Here is a 16,798-nt window from a genome sequence, read left to right as displayed (position 1 = left end):
AAGGCGCACCAACGATTCGATGTCCCATTCTTATCTAGTTTTGAAGGTATAATTTTAATTTTATCCTTGAAAAATTAAAGAAAATACGATATACTATTTTCTGTCCTTGATTTGAAGGAATAACAAATTAAATAGTCTGGCGGTTTTGGCGAAGAGGTCACACCTGTTCCCATGCCGAACACAGAAGTTAAGCTCTTCAGCGCCGATGGTAGTCGGGGTTTCACCCCCGCAAGAGTAGGACGCCGCCAGGCAATTTCCTTTTATTCATATTCCAACGTAGCTCAGTGGTAGAGCTATCGGCTGTTAACCGATCGGTCGCAGGTTCGAATCCTGCCGTTGGAGCCATGGAGGGCTGTCCGAGTGGTCGAAGGAGCACGATTGGAAATCGTGTAGGCCCTTACCGGGTCTCGAGGGTTCGAATCCCTCGCTCTCCGCCAGTTCAACTTTTACTTAGGCCCGTTGGTCAAGTGGTTAAGACACTGCCCTTTCACGGCAGTAACACGGGTTCGAATCCCGTACGGGTCACCACTTTCATATGGAGGATTAGCTCAGTTGGGAGAGCACTTGCCTTACAAGCAAGGGGTCACTGGTTCGAGCCCAGTATCCTCCACCATTTCTTTCACATCTTACTCGATTGTGAGTATGATACAATGATAGTAACTTAATATTGTCGCGGGGTGGAGCAGTCTGGTAGCTCGTCGGGCTCATAACCCGAAGGTCGCAGGTTCAAATCCTGTCCCCGCAACCAAATTTATTTTCTTACTAAGTCGAATTAACTTATTCAATAGAAAATAAAAGTAGCACTCAATAGTGCAATTAAATGGTCCGGTAGTTCAGTTGGTTAGAATGCCTGCCTGTCACGCAGGAGGTCGCGGGTTCGAGTCCCGTCCGGACCGCCATTAAATGCCTTAAATTGCATACATAAAGACTGGCTCAGTAGCTCAGTCGGTAGAGCAACGGACTGAAAATCCGTGTGTCGGCGGTTCGATTCCGTCCTGAGCCACCATTTTTGTAGCGCAGGCCTAGCTCAATTGGTAGAGCAACTGACTTGTAATCAGTAGGTTGGGGGTTCAAGTCCTCTGGCCTGCATTCTAAAAAAAGATGGAGGAGTAGCGAAGTTGGCCAAACGCGGCGGACTGTAAATCCGCTCCCTCTGGGTTCGCAGGTTCGAGTCCTGCCTCCTCCACCATTTAACATTTTCATTAAAGTAGGGGTATAGTTCAAAGGCAGAACAGCGGTCTCCAAAACCGCCAATGTGGGTTCGATTCCTACTACCCCTGCCATTTTTATTGTGGCGGCTATGGTGAAGTGGTTAACACACCGGATTGTGGCTCCGGCATGCATGGGTTCGAGTCCCATTAGTCGCCCCATTTTTCATTCATTGGGCCATAGCCAAGCGGTAAGGCATCGGTTTTTGGTACCGTGATGCGCTGGTTCGAATCCAGCTGGCCCAGCCAAGATTCAATATAAGATGCGGAAGTAGTTCAGTGGTAGAACACCACCTTGCCAAGGTGGGGGTCGCGGGTTCGAATCCCGTCTTCCGCTCCATTTTCTATATATAAGTATAAATGTTGAACATCCAACATAGGATGTCATATAATATAATTAAATGCAAAGATGGCGGTATAGCCAAGTGGTAAGGCAGAGGTCTGCAAAACCTTTATCACCGGTTCAAATCCGGTTACCGCCTCCAATCCTATGCCGGTGTGGCGGAATTGGCAGACGCGCACGACTCAAAATCGTGTTCCTTCTGGAGTGCCGGTTCGAACCCGGCCACCGGTACTGGTTAGAACTTGTAATTGTAAATAACAACGATGAAATATAAAGGATTTCTACTTTAATGTAGAAATCCTTTTTTAATGATCTTTTTTAGTCTCACAAAATGATAGCTTCCTATATAGGTTATTTTGAATGAATAAGAAAAGTCTCCTTTCTAGACAACCCCCGTTCCTCCTTCCCTTATCCATGAATACAATAAGATAGCTCCCATCTTACTTGTAAAGGAGGAGTGTAAATGGGGGAAGAAAAAGGCGCTGATTATTATGATAAGCACATTAACCGTTTTTTAGCTCCCTTGGAGACAAGTCCATGGAAGGATTTATATGTAGAAGTATTATCTTATCTTTCTAGTAGTGAGGATATGGGTACTATTATAGATCTTGGATGTGGTACAGGGAGGCTAGCAAGGTTGTTAGTTAATCATGGATATACAGATTACTTTGGTATTGATTTTTCAAAAAATGCTATCCAGGAAGCTACTGCCTATGTCCCTGAAGCGACGTTTGTGATGGGGGATTTGTATGACCGATATATATTGGAGATCATACAGACTTACCGCACCTTTATCATACTTGAAGTTCTTGAGCATTTAGAAAGGGATAGGGAGGTAATTGCATCATTACCTAAAGGTAGTCGTGTGATAATTTCTGTGCCTAATTTCGATAATGAATCTCATGTTAGAACCTTTTCCAATATAGAAGCGATTGAGGAGAGATATGAATCCTTATTAACTATAGAAGATCATGTAACATTGGTGCGGAACAAAGAGAAAGATCGATTTATTTATGTTTGTCTATGTACAAAACAATAACCGTCTGTCTACTACAAGAATAAGGCTTCAACAAATAATTGGATTTAAATATGGTGAAAAATGGGTACATGCTAACTAAAGGTTCTCTATATTATATTTGAATAATAGAGTGCTCAATTTTAATTAGGTTGGAGGTCTTTATATGCATGAGTTTGATGTGAATTTTGTGCTGACTAATAGCGAGGTTGACCACGTCATGATGGGGGAGAGTAGTAGGGAAGTGAATGACAAGCTTTGTAAGAAACTATCTTCAAATGATCCAACTCTACAATTAGGAGATCAGATAACTATTTTGAAATCACATATTCAGTACTTTAGAATTAATCAAGCATAACAAGTGAATTCTTATCTTTGTAAAGTATTAATGCAAGTGGATTAATATCTTATAGTCGAATCGTGTCACTATTTTGGGCTTGCCAATCCCTTTATTTATACGTTTTACTTGGTATAGAATATCAAAGAAATAAAGGGGTGGTGTTTTGGAATGGATATTGACTGTAAATGGATTGATGTTTGTTGTATTGACGATTCTATTGCTTGCCAGCTATATTCTCCCTTACATCACGAAAAAGGATTCCAGCCATAAGGAGTCAAGTTCATCGGCATGTGTGACTACTTACTTTTATGATCGTGGTCAACGCTGGTATGCATTCGTGAAGAATGAGGGAGCAGGTAAAGCTGTAAATGTTCGTGCAGTAGTTATGGGCTCGTCTCACTTTGATCTCCCCGACCAGGAGGACTTTGAGTTAGATTCTAACGAAGAATTACCTCTAGGTATTTTTCAAGACCCAATTTCAAGTATTATTGTACGTTGGGACGATGAAGAGAAACATAACAAAATAGCTAAAGGTTATTATCAGCAATAATTATAGAAAGTAAAACAATCCTCGCTATAACCTATAGCGAGGATTGTTTTTATTTCTTACATGTTAAGCACTGGCTTTTTGTTCTTGTTCTTGTTGCATTTTTTTACGTCTGATCCATTTGGCAACCATTCCGTGTTTAGGGCTGAGCATGAAAGCTGCTGCGAACAATATACCTGTTGAGACGGCCATTGAACCTGAAATGGATACATCAAATACAATAGACATTCCATACCCCAATAAAGATGAAAGAGCTCCTATCGCAGCGCTCAGAATAATCATCATACCGAAACCATCTGTTAATAGATAAGCTGTAGCTCCAGGTACAATCAGCATGGCAACAACAAGGATTGCTCCAACACTGTCAAAAGATGCTACAGTTGAGAAAGATACCATAGTCATTAACATATAGTGTATGAAGACTACTGGTACGCCGATAGAAATAGCCATCGCTGAATCGAATGTGCTTATTTTAATCTCTTTATAGAATACAAGAATGAGTAGGAGATTTAGGAGGAAGACGCCACCTAACATCCAAACTGCTGTCGGTCCATACGAGACTCCATTGATCATTAGAGTATCCCATGGAATAAATGCAATTTCCCCCATCAATGCGTGATTCACATCAAGGTGAACACTGTCACCTACAAATGAAATTAAGACGACACCTAATGCAAAGAGTGAGGTGAAGACGACTCCAATCGCTGCATCAGATTGGACACCACTTGAATCGAGTGCTTGAACCATGACAGCTGTTAGAACGCCTACAATTGCCGCTCCTATGAGCATTGGTAAGCCGTTTAACGACTGTGTCACAAAGAATGCTAATACAATACCTAGTAAAACGGTATGGCTAATGGCGTCAGCTAGCATAGCCATTTTGCGAAGAATCAGTAATGCTCCTGTCATTCCACATGTAATCCCTACGAGACATCCTGTCAGTATAATCCACGCATCATAACTCATGCTTGCTTCACCACCTTTGTAATTAATCCTTTACGTGTACCAAGGAGAAGAGAAATTAAGAATATAGCTGATGCACAAAGGACAATAAGGGGGCCAGTAGGTAGCCCTTCTCCTGTTGTACTAATCAATGTGCCAACAACACCTGATATAGCTCCGATAATTCCTGATAAAAAACTCATATGTCCTAACTGATCGGTCCAATACCGTGCTGCCAAGGGAGGGGTGATCAATAATGCTGCTATCAATACAACACCAACCATCTGAATACCCACTACAACAATTCCTACGACGAGTCCCATCAAGATTCCGTTAAACAAACCTACAGGCAATCCGATTCCTTTTGCGAATAGGGGATCGAAAATAGAAATCTTTAACTCCTTGAAGAAGAGAGAGCTGATGAGAATAATTAAAAGGGAACCGACTGCAATGACTTGAATGTCGCCTTTTACCATTGCAGCTGCCTGCCCAAATATGAAATCATCCAAGCCGCTTTTATCACCAGTTGTATTTTTTGAGATGTACGTCAGTAGAACAATTCCTAATCCAAAAAATACAGACAGTACTACTCCGATCGATGCATCTGTTTTAATACGAGAGTGTTTTACGATAGCTTGAATGAAATACGTTGCTAATAAACCAGTACATGCAGCTCCTAAGAGGAAAAGGGGAATTGATTTAACCCCGAAGATGAGGTAGGCCATGCATACCCCTGGAAGAGTAGCATGGGCCATCGCATCCCCAATTAGACTTTGTTTCTTTAATAAAACGAAACTGCCAATTAAGCCACTAGCGAATCCTAATATCAATGCTCCTAGTAAAACCCATTGTGTATTTGCATTTGTTAAAAGCTCTAACATATTCTCCATAAGGATCACCCTTCCTGTACAAGTGCTGGACCATTGCCTAGGAAGGAAATAGCTCCTCCATACGTTTTTTCTAAGTTATTTAACGTGAACACGGTCTCCGTTGGTCCGCATTCAATTGGTGTTTTGTTTAACAGCAAGCAATGATCAAAATAATCTCTTACTGTTTGAAGGTCATGGTGCACAACCAAAACGGTTTTACCTTGCTGTTTCCATTCTTGTAGAAGCTTCATAATGGCTTTTTCTGTTGCTGCATCTACACCAGCGAATGGTTCATCCATGAAGTAAATCTGAGAGTCTTGAGCTAGTGCACGGGCGAGGAATACGCGTTGCTGTTGACCACCGGATAGTTGACTAATTTGTCGATGTGCAAAGTCTTTCATTCCTACCTTATCTAAACACTCATATGCAAAGTTTACTTCTTTTTTTCCAGGGCGTTTAATCCAACCAATGTGTCCGTATCGTCCCATTAAAACGACATCTAGTGCGTTCGTAGGGAAATCCCAATCGACTTCACTACGTTGAGGTACATATCCTATTAAACTACGTTGTTTTTTATATGGTTTCCCGTAAACGGTAACGTCACCTGAAAGGCGCGGGATCAAATGAAGGATCGCTTTGATTAAGGTAGACTTACCTGCGCCGTTTGGCCCGATAATCCCCGTTAGTGTTCCTTCAGGTATATTAAAATTAACTCCTTCTAGTACTGGTTGTTTTTCGTACGTAACAGCCAGATTTTGAATTTGAAGTGCGTGTGTCATACAATACCCCTTTCTATTACTTCAGTGAATCAACAATGGTATTAATATTGTGGCGGAACATTCCAATGTACGTACCTTCTTCTGTGTCTGCAGGTCCCATAGCATCAGAGTATAGCTCTCCACCAATTTCAACGTTATGACCTCGTTCTTTTGCTCCCTCAACAACTGCATTAATGGAACGTTCCGATACACTACTTTCTATAAATACGGCCTTGATATTACGGTCCACAAGCGTATCTACGAGTCTTTTTACATCATTTAATCCATATTCTGATTCCGTGCTTAACCCTTGAAGTCCCATAACTTCGAATCCGTATGCTTCCCCGAAGTAATGGAAGGCATCGTGAGCAGTCACAAGTACTCGGCTTTCTTTAGGTATTTCATTTACTTTTTCCTTAGCATACGCTTGTAAATCATCAAGTTTTTGTTTGTATTCTTTGAAATTTTGCTCATAATCTTCTTTGTTATCAGGATCTAATTCTACTAATCCATTTTTCACTTCTTCTACAGCATATTCCCAAAGCTTAATATCGAACCATACGTGAGGGTCAAAAATTTCAGGGTTGGTTGGGTCTGCAGCTAACTTTTCTTCAGGAATATTTTCAGCTACAGCATACGTCGGCTTTTCACTACGCATTTTTTCAAATATCTCATTCATTTGTCCTTCAAGATGTAATCCGTTGTAGAAAATAATGTCTGCATTACTAAGTGTTTTAATGTCACTTTGGACAGCTTTATATAAGTGAGGGTCTGTTCCAGGTCCCATAAGACTCGTTACCTCAACGTGCTCTCCACCTATGTTTTGTGCGATATCACCAATCTGGGCGATGGTCGTCGCTACTTTAATTTTTTCATCATTGCTACCAGAGTTAGCGGTTTCCCCATTTCCAGTGCCGCAAGCTGCTAACAACAAGAAAGGGGCCATTAGCATTATTAAGAATACTTTTTTCATACTTCCATCTCCTTTTGAACATGTTAATTTTGTTTCCCTAATGCAAAAATTACAAGAAAAATTTTTAAATGTTAAAGACTATAAAACTATATGTAATAACATAAGAATTGTGCCTGTTTCTTAAAAAATTTACGTGAACAATAAAAGTTTCCCTTATGCAAAATATATAGATAAGTCTAACATATGTCAACTAAAAAAAAGATAGAACACTTCTAAAAAAATTGTTTATAATGAAAAAAACTCGGTTAAACTATGGGCAACAACTATCATACTTCTAATCTATTGAGCATTGCTGAAAACGCTGCATAAGAGCAATCATGAGGAATTAAATAGATTTAAAACAAAAAATCGAGTCTTTTCGACAAAAATTTTAATTTTCTATTGTATAAATGTTAAGCCTTTGTTAATATTGAATTTGTCATTGAAATTAAAGGACATAGTCCTGATTTCATGAATAGAATAAGTTAACTGATACTGGTATTTATTCCTTGCGGGTGTAGTTTAGTGGTAAAACCTCAGCCTTCCAAGCTGATGTCGTGGGTTCGATTCCCATCACCCGCTCCATAAAAAAGTTGCCAACGCAGTGTTTCGTTTAGAGGTGTGGAAACGAAGCATTGCGTTTTTTATATGTCCAAAAAAGGTTACAATGTAAAAATAAAGTAAATGAACGTTAACAAATAGTATTAAATCTGTAAGAAAGGTGTGATTGGATGAAAGACTTACAGCAGAAATTAAAGCAAATCGACGGAAAAAGTTATAAAGCATACAAGGATATTCAAAGTCGGTATTCATTCAATGGTTATGACCTCATCCTAGATTATGTTCAAGGGGATCCATTTGCGGCTCCATCAAAAATTCGCATGGTCGTCCCAAACCAATCAAAACCAATAGAACCGAAATGGAAAGAAACGAAATCAAGACGTATTTATTCAGAAGACATCCTTGCGAGAGAAGTCGCTAAGGCTATTCATAAAGATAATACCTTCATTAAAGGTACTGGAAAAAGTGGCATGGTAGCTATTGATGCACCAGGACAAGAGATTGTAGACAGAACTGCCGTATCTATATCAAATCAAGAGCTAGTTATCTGCTTATCCATTGGACTACCTGCAAATGGACGACGTATCAATGGTAAGGAAGCAGAGAAGCTTCTTCTGACAGCTCTACCAAACATAATGAATCAATCTGTCTTTTCAATTAAAGATGAAGCGTTTGATCAAGCATGTGAACTTGCTGATCAACATGATGCGATTCGCGCTAAGATGAAGGAAGAAGATTGGATTTCATTCGTAGCAGATGGGGCAATTCTTCCTCGTGAAAGTGGGATCAGCAACAAACCAATGAAAAAGGCCGTACCGTTTGAAAGTCCTGAAGCGAATCGAGTTTCGATTGACATCCCACATTCTGATGAGCCTGTAACAGGGATGGCATTGAAAAAAGGAATCGTTCTTATTGTTGGTGGAGGTTACCACGGAAAAAGTACCCTATTGAAAGCAATGGAGCGTGGGGTGTATCCTCATATTAAAGGAGACGGTCGCGAGTATGTCATTACCGACCCCGATGCCGTAAAAGTACGCGCGGAAGACGGACGATCTGTAGCAAGTGTTAACATTTCTCCATTTATTAATGACTTACCGCATGGAGAGGACACAATACAGTTCTCCACAGAAAACGCCAGTGGAAGTACCTCACAAGCTGCAAACGTTATGGAGTCTATTGAAGCAGGTGCATCGACAATCCTTATCGATGAAGATACAAGTGCAACCAACTTTATGATTCGTGACGAGCGTATGCAGGAACTTGTAGTGAAAGAAAAAGAACCAATTACCCCATTTATTGATAAAATTAAACAAATGAGAGATGAATTAGATGTTTCCACCATTCTTGTAATGGGCGGTTCGGGGGATTATTTTGATGCGGCTGACGATGTGATTATGCTTGATCAGTACCTTCCTTATAATGTTACAGAAAAAGCGAAGGAAATTGCTAAACAACATCCATTCCATCGTGAAAAAGAGAGTGGAGAGCATTTTGGGCAGATTCCGAAGCGCCATTTTCTTCCTCAAAGCATCAATAGTAAAAAAGGAAAGAAATCGAAAATCCAGGCTAAGGGCCGAACCCATATTTTAATGGGAGGAACCGATGTATCATTACACTACGTGGAGCAACTTGTAGATACCTCTCAAACAAGCATGATTGCTGAGGTATTACTTCATCTTGAGCAAAAAGGCTGGCTTAAGAAGCAGCGTAGTCTTCATGAATTGCTCGACGAAATTGAACATCAAATGGATGAAAAAGGACTTTCTTCATTCACCCCATTTCCAGAGCAGCACCCTGGAGATTTGGCAAGACCACGTAGACACGAAATTGCCGCAACGTTAAATCGTCTACGTACAGCTAACGTAACGCATATTTAAATTACTATGTACAAACCTGACAGGAAAGGAGGGAAAGGAATGGACATTCATGCTTTTAAAGAAGATATGATTGCATACAGTAAAGAAATTGGGATTGATAAGATTGGAATCGCCTCACCAGACGTGTTCACAGAATTGAAAGAACGTTTACGAACACAACAAGAGCTAGGCTATCAATCTGGATTTGAAAAGGGGTCGTTAGAAGAACGAACAGAACCGAAACGTCACGTAACAGAGGCTAAATCGATCATTTCGATAGCGCTGGCATATCCATCTAAGCTGAAAAACGCCCCTCGTAGTACCAAAGAAGAAAGACGCGGAATCTTTTGTAGAGCATCTTGGGGACAGGATTATCATGATGTTTTAAATGACCGTCTAGAAAAATTAGCGGCATATTTAAAGGAAAAATATCCAGGCTTTACGTGGAGATCGATGGTAGATACCGGAGAGTTGTCAGACCGAGCTGTTGCGGAAAGAGCGGGGATTGGTTTTACAGGTAAGAATACCAATCTAATTACACCTGAGTATGGATCATATGTATATCTAGGTGAAATGATTACGAATATTCCGTTCACTCCTGACGATCCTGTCGATGATAGTTGTGGGGATTGTAATATCTGTGTGGACGCATGTCCTACAGGGGCACTTGTTCAAGGTAATCAACTTAATGCTCAAAAGTGTATTGCATTTCTAACCCAAACAAAAGGATTTCTACCTGACGAATACCGAGGTGTGATTGGCAATCGTATCTATGGATGTGATACGTGCCAAACGGTATGTCCTAAAAATAAGAAAAAAGACTTTCATTTACATCCAGAGATGGAACCAGACCCAGAGGTGGTAAAACCAAAGTTAAAACCACTACTATCCATCTCTAATCGAGAATTCAAGGAAACCTTCGGACATATTTCCGGCTCCTGGAGAGGGAAGAAACCCTTACAGCGAAATGCGATATTAGCTCTTGCTCATTACAAGGATGAAACGGCTGTTGAAGAGTTGGTTCGTGTCATGAAACAAGACCCACGTCCTGTTATTCGTGGAACTGCCGCATGGGCATTAGGTAAAATAGGAGTGCCTTCCTCATACGATGAAATTCTTCTTGCCAGAGATAAGGAAGAAGATGAGGATGTTTTAGAAGAAATGGAAAAAGGCTTACGTTATTTTCACCCTTTAAATAAATAGGGATTTTTTGTATGATTAGCTTGTAAGGTAATCACGTTAAAAGATAGTTAAGGATAAACGTCCGAAACAACTTTTATCTAAGTGAATACCATGTACAATATTCAAAAAATCTTTAATAAGAAGGGGTAATTATGACAAAGCGTTCCTTTCTTTACTATGATGAAATGGATAGCCCATTAGGACCTCTAACGCTTATTTCAACAGAAAAAGGGTTATGTCGCATTGATTTTGGAAGTGTACGTGATACAGAACCTAAGCTCACAAGCTGGTCACGCAAATATTTTCTGAAGTCTGAATGGATTCGAAATGAACAGAAGCACCAAGTAATAAAGCAGCAACTAAACGAATATTTCTCTGAAAATCGAAAGACGTTTGATGTACCTTTGGATTTATATGGAACTCCATTTCAGCAAACAGTCTGGAAGGCTTTAGCGGATATCCCATATGGCGAAACGCGCTCATATAAAGATATATCCCTTGCTATCCAAGCACCAAAGGCCATAAGAGCTGTTGGCGGCGCCATTAATAAAAATCCACTATCTATCGTTTTTCCATGTCATCGCGTTATTGGAAGTAACGGAGCTTTAGTAGGCTACGCCGGTGGTTTAGACAAGAAAGAACATTTATTACAACATGAGCATGCTATAGCGGTATCCTCATAAATGATACAAGAATCGAGCGACTAAGCAGCACTCCAACCTAAGTATGGAGTGCTTATTTTTTGTTATACTTTTAAGGTCAGGCGTGTAGTATGGCATTAGGAATTTGCTCGTGAGGGCCAATCGCTCCAATTTTTGAAAAAGTTGCTCGTAAAAGTGCGGAAGTCTCTCAGAATGGATTGTAAATTGCTTCAATAAGAAAAATTACACCAAAAATCCAATCTGATCCAGAGAATAAAATGGACAGAGCGTCTATAATAATGATAGATCTATACAGGGGGAAAAGCGAAAGGAGCGTGTGGTTATGCAATTAAACGCTGAACAAGCAGAAGCTGCCAATTATATAGAGGGGCCGATGCTCATTATTGCAGGAGCAGGCAGTGGTAAGACGACGGTTCTTTCTCATCGGACGAAGAATATGGTAGATATCGGGATTAGTCCTAACCAGATTATGATGCTTACATTTACGAATAAAGCTGTCCGTGGACTTGAGCAACAAGTTGCCAAGCAAATAGGGGAAGAATCTGCGAGTCATGTATGGATTTCTACATTCCATCGTCTAGGCCTTCATATAGTAGGAGAAGTGGACCCTTCCCTTGTTACATTACATCCTGCAGGGTCGAGACAGGTGTTAAAGAAGATTACAGAAGAAATGGATATTAAAGAAGATAATAAGGAATTTGTAAGACCAGCGAAATTACTATCACTCATATCCTTGTTTAAAAGTGAACTCGTATTGCCTTCCTACTTGTATGATGGACAATATTTAAAGGATTTTATTGATAGTAGTCGAGTGAAGGAGCTTATTCGCCAACATATAGGTACAAAAGATAGACTTACATTATTCCGAACGATTTACCATACGTATCAGCAATTGTTGGATAAACATAGCCAAATGGATTTGGACGATATTTTGTTAAAAAGTGTGGAGTTCTTTGTAGAAAATAAGGGAGAAATATTACATAAACTACAAGCTAGATTCCGTTACTTTATGATTGATGAGTTTCAAGATACGAACCGAGCTCAATATGTCCTGGCGCAAATGATCTCAAACCACACTCGAAACTTAGCTATTGTGGGAGATGATTTTCAGTCTATCTATGCCTTCCGCGGAAGCGATATGAGAAATATCTTAGACTTTGATAACCATTACAAAGATGCTTTCACGGTACGACTAGAGGAAAATTATCGATCCACACCTGTGATTTTAGAAGCGGCAAACCAACTAATCTCCCATAATGAGGATCAGAGGGAAAAGACCCTTACTACCAATCAACAAGAAGGTGAACTGATTACAGGTTACAAGGCAGATTCGGTACAAGCAGAAGCTACTTGGGTATCAGGTGAAATTAAAAAGCTTGTAAATGAACTGGGGTTTCAGTATCGAGATATTGCGATTTTTTACAGAAGTCATGCTGATGGAAGTTTATTTGAGGTTATGTTTCCTGAAGAAGATATCCCCTTCACAGTGGTGAAAGAGGGAAGCTTTTTTGAGCGTGAGGAAATCAAAGATATAATGGCCTACGCCTCCTTAGTGGTTAATCCACATGATACATTTGCACTTAGAAGAATCATCAATACCCCAAAACGAGGTATAGGAAAGGCTTCTGTTGATCGAATTGTAGAGGCAAAGACAGAAGAGATAGACTATATTTCCTTACTTATAAACGGGAAGCTTCCTGGTGTGAAAGGAAAGTCATTAGAGCGAGCTAAGGAGTTCGGAGAGCTTGCACAAAGGCTTCAAAGTGGAACGGACAAAGTAGGAGTAGCTAGTTGGTTAAAAGCTTGCTTAAAGATTACAGGATACAACGTGATGTTGGAAGAGTTAGAGGAAGGTCAACGACGAGAAAAGCAAATCCATCTTGATAAATTAATAGAGCTCGCAAGTGAATTTGAGGCTCAAGATGAAGAGATGACACTGCACCAATTTATAGATAGGTTAAAGCGTACGGACGTGGATGCCACGCTTACGGGAGATGAAGATTTTGATCGAGTCCAATTATTAACGGTTCACGCCTCAAAAGGACTGGAGTTTCCCGTTGTATTTGTAGTGGGAATGAAGGAAGAAGGCTTTCCATCCCCATATGCATATAGTTCATTCGCAATGGAGGAAGAGAGGCGTATTTGTTACGTTGCTTTTACACGTGCCAGAGAGCTCCTTTACTTGAGTTACCCTAAGAAAAAGCAAGAGAAAAATGAAGAAGGCGAAAAAGTTGAAATAGAAACAAAACCCTCTCGATTCCTTTCTGAATTTGATTCATCATTAATCAAATGGGAAGAATAAAGGAAGTGAAATCAAGTCGGTTAAGGAATAGAATAATCCTTCCTCTCTGTTCATAAACATGTACAGGAAGGGGGAGTGGTTATGGCGGTAGTGGACAAAATACAAGCATATTGGGAAGAAATCGTTCGTTCAAACCTTAGTAGAGAGAATCATCAGTCTTGGGTGTCAAAGAAGCTGTTGTTGCATGAACGTCGCGGTGCAAAAGTTGTTCGTATTACTGCAGAAGGAGTGCCCTATCGTTCGACTATGATTTCCTCTTTAGAGCAGCATGTTGATTATCAATTGTATGTGACCTTCTTTATAAAGCAAGGGGACCATTTTTACATAGAGGAAGGGCAAGAGCAGCATCGGGCTATCTTTAAAGGGAATAAAATGGTAGAGGATTGGTCATTGGGTGTTAGAGATACTATCACTGATGCATCCCCAGGGCTGGAATTTGATAATGTTAATGAGTCTGAGGTTCATGAGGTACGATTCAACTATGATCGCCAAAAAGCGGTCCAATATGCAAATCGCTGGTGGAACAGCTATAACCCTCAATATAAGCATTTCGAGAATGATTGCACGAACTTTATCTCTCAATGTTTACGTGCTGGAGGGGCTCCAATGTGGGGGATGCACAACCGTTCCAAGGGGTGGTGGTATAGTGCTAGTTCCTGGAGTTATAGTTGGACTGTGGCGAATTCATTACGCTGGTATTTAAGTGGGGCTAAGAAAGGGTTGAACGGCAAGGAAGTTAGCCAGGCTCGTGATTTAATACCTGGAGATATTATTTGCTATGATTTTGAAGGAGATGGTCGCTGGAATCATAACACCATTGTGGTGGAAAAAGATGCTTTTGGCGAGCCACTCGTAAATGCTCATACGTATAATAGCTACCATCGTTATTGGGATTATGAAGACTCAACAGCGTACACACCTCAAATTAAGTATAAATTCTTCCGAATAGGGGAGTAAAATATGATATAATACACAGGTTAAATTGTGAGACACGAGGTGAACAACATGGCACTTCATATAGTGTTATATCAACCAGAAATTCCAGCAAACACAGGAAATATTGCAAGAACATGCCTTGCAACCAATACCGTTCTTCATCTTATTCGACCGTTAGGTTTTTCAACAGATGATAAAATGCTTCGACGAGCCGGTTTAGATTATTGGCACGACGTCGCTATTCGATACTATGATTCCTTGGATGAGCTGTATGAGGCATATCCAGATGGTAGTTTCTTTTATATCGAGAACTTTGGGACTGGATATTGGACAGACTTTGATTACAGTAATCCAGAGGATGAGCTGTTTTTTGTATTTGGAAGGGAAACAGATGGTATTCCAACTTCCTTGTTAGAAGGGAAAGAAGACCGTTGTTTGCGTATTCATATGAACAATAAAGTGCGATCGTTAAACCTATCCAATACGGCAGCTATTTTAATTTATGAAGTGTTGCGTCAACAAGGTTTCCCGGGGTTGAAGTAACGTAACTAAACGGAGGCTCTAGCTCTTATCAGTTATTGTCTCTGTTTGTTTTATAAATGCTTAGTGGGGACGTTTTCTGAATGATGTTATTCACGAAACGAGGAATGGTTTATTACACAAAGTGATGCTATGCAAACGGACATATGGTCTCTTATTCTTCGATTTGAAGGGTATTTTGCATTAGTAACGGACATTCAGTACGCTATTTAGCCAAAATCACCTTAATATAGTGTGTTTTTTTCACAAATAAGCTACCATATGTCCGTTAGCTGCTCCAAAAGAGGGTTTTTACAGTAAATAAGAGAATAGATATCCGTTAGAAGATGTCCAACGTATTTTCGAGCGTCCGATTACAATATTTCAGCAGGGATGGGTGGGAAAACGGGAAGGCTCCCGCCGGAGAGAGATAGGCAAGATCCCCTGAGGGCGTTCTCCCCCGAAGGTAGCTTGAGAAGGGGAGGTTCGACTAAAACCGTTATATCGTGTGACAACGTCGAACGACCCTAGCTTGTGTAGGGCCGCCGGCAGAACGCGAGCCGTTTCCCACCCAACCCTAAACTTAAATAGAGCCATTAAAAAAGGGAGCATGGTCGACCATGCTCCCTTTTTTTATCTAATTTTACTTCGCATCGTATCCAGCAGTAAACATAGAAACAATAAACGTTACAATTACGCCAAGCACTAATACTAATTTCAAAGGTCTGCCTCCTTATGTATGCTTTATCATTAAATTCTTATCATATAGTATATCCAATTATAGCAAAACTTTAAATGGAATAACAGTTTTTTGAGGTTTTTGCTAGGGGAGGAGAACAGTATGCTGCATGTATTTGACTTCTATGAAAAACAGAGGTACAATTTAGTTTAGTTAAGTTAACTAAACTAAAACGAAAAGGAGTGAGTGTGTCATGGGATACATCTTTCTTTTGGCTGCAGTATTCAGTGAAGTCGTAGGAAGTACAATGCTGAAGCTCTCCTCGATTCAAGGTATTTCTAAAATGTGGGGTAATGTAGGCGTGATTGCTGGTTTTATGACAGCTCTATATTTTTTACAACTCACTCTTCAATACCTCCCGTTAAGTCTCGCATACGCCTTATGGGCTGGTGGGGGAACTGCGCTTACTGTTGGCGTTGGCGCTATCCTTTTCAAGGAACAAATAAATGGTATGATGGTAGCAGGAATACTATTAATTATTGGTGGCGTACTCGTACTGAATATGGCGAGAGTTGCCCACTAACATAGATTTGGGGATAAATCATGACATCAGACGATAAGGTTGTGGAACTTTATAAACGTTTTGAACGTTTGTGGATGAACTTAGCAGAAGAGGAAGACCGTTTTAAAGAGTATGGGATTTCTCCGACGCTAGAGTCATTATTAATGGTAATCATTCGTTTAGAACATCCTACAACGACACAGCTTGCTGAAGAAATGGATATTTCAAAAAGTGCAGTAAGCCAGATGATCACAAAACTAGAAGACGGAGATTTTGTACAAAAAGTTGTAGACCCAGAGGATAAACGGGTTCAACATCTAGAATTAGGACCAAAAGGGAAGTATTACGCCCAAGACTTAAAACGGTACGAAGATTATGTACACAGTTTGTTTGCGAAAAGTTTAAATGAAACAGAAGTAGACCAGGTATCACAATCCTTTGAAAAAATTCTACAAGTAATGAAACAAAAGAACTAACACAGCAATTGATGCTTGTGTCGGTTCTTTTTTTTGTAGGCTATGTTAAAGTTTGGTGTTGATTTTGGAATCAACTAATCTAACTAGTT

Annotated in this window: 15 protein-coding genes, 16 tRNA genes and 1 rRNA gene; 28 read left to right on the top strand and 4 right to left on the bottom strand. The window is 40.1% G+C overall.

Annotated elements, in window-relative coordinates; translation table 11 throughout:
• The first annotated feature begins 135 nt into the window (after nt 1-135).
• From rrf to N782_RS17815, 19 genes are all read left to right on the top strand, one after another.
• Nucleotides 136-251 (top strand): 5S ribosomal RNA (gene rrf / locus N782_RS17905).
• A gap of 19 nt (nt 252-270) precedes the next feature.
• Nucleotides 271-345: transfer RNA gene (locus N782_RS17900), tRNA-Asn, on the top strand.
• A 1-nt stretch (nt 346) separates the two neighbouring features.
• A tRNA-Ser gene (locus N782_RS17895) sits at nt 347-437 on the top strand.
• 16 nt (nt 438-453) lie between these two features.
• Nucleotides 454-528 (top strand) — tRNA-Glu (locus N782_RS17890).
• Nucleotides 529-537: 9 nt separating this feature from the next.
• A tRNA-Val gene (locus N782_RS17885) sits at nt 538-613 on the top strand.
• A gap of 58 nt (nt 614-671) precedes the next feature.
• Nucleotides 672-748: transfer RNA gene (locus N782_RS17880), tRNA-Met, on the top strand.
• A 74-nt stretch (nt 749-822) separates the two neighbouring features.
• Nucleotides 823-899: transfer RNA gene (locus N782_RS17875), tRNA-Asp, on the top strand.
• A 31-nt stretch (nt 900-930) separates the two neighbouring features.
• Nucleotides 931-1,006 (top strand) — tRNA-Phe (locus N782_RS17870).
• Between the two features lie 10 nt (nt 1,007-1,016).
• Nucleotides 1,017-1,089, top strand: a tRNA-Thr gene (locus tag N782_RS17865).
• A gap of 14 nt (nt 1,090-1,103) precedes the next feature.
• Nucleotides 1,104-1,189 (top strand) — tRNA-Tyr (locus N782_RS17860).
• Nucleotides 1,190-1,209: 20 nt separating this feature from the next.
• Nucleotides 1,210-1,283, top strand: a tRNA-Trp gene (locus N782_RS17855).
• A gap of 11 nt (nt 1,284-1,294) precedes the next feature.
• Nucleotides 1,295-1,370, top strand: a tRNA-His gene (locus N782_RS17850).
• Nucleotides 1,371-1,382: 12 nt separating this feature from the next.
• Nucleotides 1,383-1,457, top strand: a tRNA-Gln gene (locus N782_RS17845).
• 16 nt (nt 1,458-1,473) lie between these two features.
• A tRNA-Gly gene (locus tag N782_RS17840) sits at nt 1,474-1,548 on the top strand.
• 71 nt (nt 1,549-1,619) lie between these two features.
• Nucleotides 1,620-1,693 (top strand) — tRNA-Cys (locus tag N782_RS17835).
• 7 nt (nt 1,694-1,700) lie between these two features.
• Nucleotides 1,701-1,782 (top strand) — tRNA-Leu (locus N782_RS17830).
• A 232-nt stretch (nt 1,783-2,014) separates the two neighbouring features.
• The gene (locus N782_RS17825) at nt 2,015-2,590 is read left to right on the top strand and encodes a class I SAM-dependent methyltransferase (protein ID WP_036823469.1); all 576 of its coding nucleotides are present in this window, start codon (nt 2,015-2,017) and stop codon (nt 2,588-2,590) included.
• Nucleotides 2,591-2,732: 142 nt separating this feature from the next.
• On the top strand, nt 2,733-2,924 hold the full coding sequence (locus tag N782_RS17820; protein ID WP_036823467.1) for a hypothetical protein: 192 nt from the start codon (nt 2,733-2,735) through the stop codon (nt 2,922-2,924).
• 145 nt (nt 2,925-3,069) lie between these two features.
• A complete protein-coding gene (locus N782_RS17815) occupies nt 3,070-3,456 on the top strand; it encodes a hypothetical protein (protein WP_036823465.1) in 387 nt (128 codons plus the stop codon).
• Between the two features lie 63 nt (nt 3,457-3,519).
• Here the strand turns inward: N782_RS17815 and N782_RS17810 are convergent, their stop codons facing one another.
• From N782_RS17810 to N782_RS17795, 4 genes are read right to left on the bottom strand one after another with little or no spacing between them, the layout of a single operon-like run.
• Complete coding sequence (locus N782_RS17810; RefSeq protein WP_036823463.1) at nt 3,520-4,419, bottom strand: metal ABC transporter permease; 900 nt, start codon at nt 4,417-4,419, stop codon at nt 3,520-3,522.
• Nucleotides 4,416-5,285, bottom strand: coding sequence for a metal ABC transporter permease (locus N782_RS17805; RefSeq protein ID WP_036823461.1), 870 nt, complete (start codon nt 5,283-5,285; stop codon nt 4,416-4,418). The genes N782_RS17810 and N782_RS17805 overlap by 4 nt, the downstream gene beginning before the upstream one ends.
• A 5-nt stretch (nt 5,286-5,290) precedes the next feature.
• Nucleotides 5,291-6,043 carry a metal ABC transporter ATP-binding protein gene (locus N782_RS17800; RefSeq protein ID WP_036823459.1) on the bottom strand — a complete coding sequence of 251 codons (753 nt, stop codon included), beginning with the start codon at nt 6,041-6,043 and terminating at the stop codon, nt 5,291-5,293.
• 16 nt (nt 6,044-6,059) lie between these two features.
• Nucleotides 6,060-6,995, bottom strand: a complete 936-nt coding sequence (locus tag N782_RS17795; RefSeq protein ID WP_036823455.1) for a metal ABC transporter solute-binding protein, Zn/Mn family — start codon at nt 6,993-6,995, stop codon at nt 6,060-6,062.
• Nucleotides 6,996-7,485: 490 nt separating this feature from the next.
• On the opposite strand from N782_RS17795, the gene N782_RS17790 reads away from it, so the two are divergent.
• The 9 genes from N782_RS17790 (at nt 7,486) to N782_RS17750 (ending at nt 16,709) form a co-directional block, all read left to right on the top strand.
• Nucleotides 7,486-7,559, top strand: a tRNA-Gly gene (locus N782_RS17790).
• Nucleotides 7,560-7,705: 146 nt separating this feature from the next.
• A complete protein-coding gene (locus N782_RS17785; RefSeq protein ID WP_036823453.1) occupies nt 7,706-9,412 on the top strand; it encodes an ABC-ATPase domain-containing protein in 1,707 nt (568 codons plus the stop codon).
• A gap of 39 nt (nt 9,413-9,451) precedes the next feature.
• Nucleotides 9,452-10,594: a tRNA epoxyqueuosine(34) reductase QueG gene (gene queG, locus N782_RS17780; RefSeq protein WP_036823450.1), complete on the top strand. Its 1,143-nt coding sequence runs from the start codon at nt 9,452-9,454 to the stop codon at nt 10,592-10,594.
• 131 nt (nt 10,595-10,725) lie between these two features.
• Nucleotides 10,726-11,256, top strand: coding sequence for a methylated-DNA--[protein]-cysteine S-methyltransferase (locus N782_RS17775; protein ID WP_036823448.1), 531 nt, complete (start codon nt 10,726-10,728; stop codon nt 11,254-11,256).
• 301 nt (nt 11,257-11,557) lie between these two features.
• Nucleotides 11,558-13,537 carry an ATP-dependent helicase gene (locus N782_RS17770; protein WP_036823444.1) on the top strand — a complete coding sequence of 660 codons (1,980 nt, stop codon included), beginning with the start codon at nt 11,558-11,560 and terminating at the stop codon, nt 13,535-13,537.
• 81 nt (nt 13,538-13,618) lie between these two features.
• The gene (locus N782_RS17765; protein WP_036823440.1) at nt 13,619-14,494 is read left to right on the top strand and encodes an amidase domain-containing protein; all 876 of its coding nucleotides are present in this window, start codon (nt 13,619-13,621) and stop codon (nt 14,492-14,494) included.
• Nucleotides 14,495-14,542: 48 nt separating this feature from the next.
• A complete protein-coding gene (gene trmL / locus N782_RS17760; protein WP_036823438.1) occupies nt 14,543-15,016 on the top strand; it encodes a tRNA (uridine(34)/cytosine(34)/5-carboxymethylaminomethyluridine(34)-2'-O)-methyltransferase TrmL in 474 nt (157 codons plus the stop codon).
• Nucleotides 15,017-15,924: 908 nt separating this feature from the next.
• Nucleotides 15,925-16,254 carry a DMT family transporter gene (locus N782_RS17755; protein WP_036823436.1) on the top strand — a complete coding sequence of 110 codons (330 nt, stop codon included), beginning with the start codon at nt 15,925-15,927 and terminating at the stop codon, nt 16,252-16,254.
• A 20-nt stretch (nt 16,255-16,274) separates the two neighbouring features.
• Complete coding sequence (locus N782_RS17750; protein ID WP_036823433.1) at nt 16,275-16,709, top strand: MarR family winged helix-turn-helix transcriptional regulator; 435 nt, start codon at nt 16,275-16,277, stop codon at nt 16,707-16,709.
• The last annotated feature ends 89 nt before the right edge of the window (nt 16,710-16,798 follow it).

Origin of the sequence: Pontibacillus yanchengensis Y32 (genome assembly GCF_000770635.1) — a bacterium.
GTDB lineage: Bacteria > Bacillota > Bacilli > Bacillales > BH030062 > Pontibacillus > Pontibacillus yanchengensis.
The sequence above is the reverse complement of the archived record's forward strand: the minus strand, read 5'-3'. Positions and strand labels throughout refer to the sequence as shown.

Bases quoted from the DNA above. Each gene is read 5' to 3' on its own strand.
- N782_RS17775 (WP_036823448.1), top strand. From the start codon at position 10,726: ATGACAAAGCGTTCCTTTCTTTACTATGATGAAATGGATAGCCCATTA.
- N782_RS17755 (WP_036823436.1), top strand. From the start codon at position 15,925: ATGGGATACATCTTTCTTTTGGCTGCAGTATTCAGTGAAGTCGTAGGA.
- N782_RS17820 (WP_036823467.1), top strand. From the start codon at position 2,733: ATGCATGAGTTTGATGTGAATTTTGTGCTGACTAATAGCGAGGTTGAC.
- N782_RS17765 (WP_036823440.1), top strand. From the start codon at position 13,619: ATGGCGGTAGTGGACAAAATACAAGCATATTGGGAAGAAATCGTTCGT.
- N782_RS17805 (WP_036823461.1), bottom strand. From the start codon at position 5,285: ATGGAGAATATGTTAGAGCTTTTAACAAATGCAAATACACAATGGGTT.
- trmL (WP_036823438.1), top strand. From the start codon at position 14,543: ATGGCACTTCATATAGTGTTATATCAACCAGAAATTCCAGCAAACACA.
- N782_RS17750 (WP_036823433.1), top strand. From the start codon at position 16,275: ATGACATCAGACGATAAGGTTGTGGAACTTTATAAACGTTTTGAACGT.
- N782_RS17770 (WP_036823444.1), top strand. From the start codon at position 11,558: ATGCAATTAAACGCTGAACAAGCAGAAGCTGCCAATTATATAGAGGGG.
- N782_RS17810 (WP_036823463.1), bottom strand. From the start codon at position 4,419: ATGAGTTATGATGCGTGGATTATACTGACAGGATGTCTCGTAGGGATT.
- queG (WP_036823450.1), top strand. From the start codon at position 9,452: ATGGACATTCATGCTTTTAAAGAAGATATGATTGCATACAGTAAAGAA.
- N782_RS17825 (WP_036823469.1), top strand. From the start codon at position 2,015: ATGGGGGAAGAAAAAGGCGCTGATTATTATGATAAGCACATTAACCGT.
- N782_RS17795 (WP_036823455.1), bottom strand. From the start codon at position 6,995: ATGAAAAAAGTATTCTTAATAATGCTAATGGCCCCTTTCTTGTTGTTA.
- N782_RS17800 (WP_036823459.1), bottom strand. From the start codon at position 6,043: ATGACACACGCACTTCAAATTCAAAATCTGGCTGTTACGTACGAAAAA.
- N782_RS17785 (WP_036823453.1), top strand. From the start codon at position 7,706: ATGAAAGACTTACAGCAGAAATTAAAGCAAATCGACGGAAAAAGTTAT.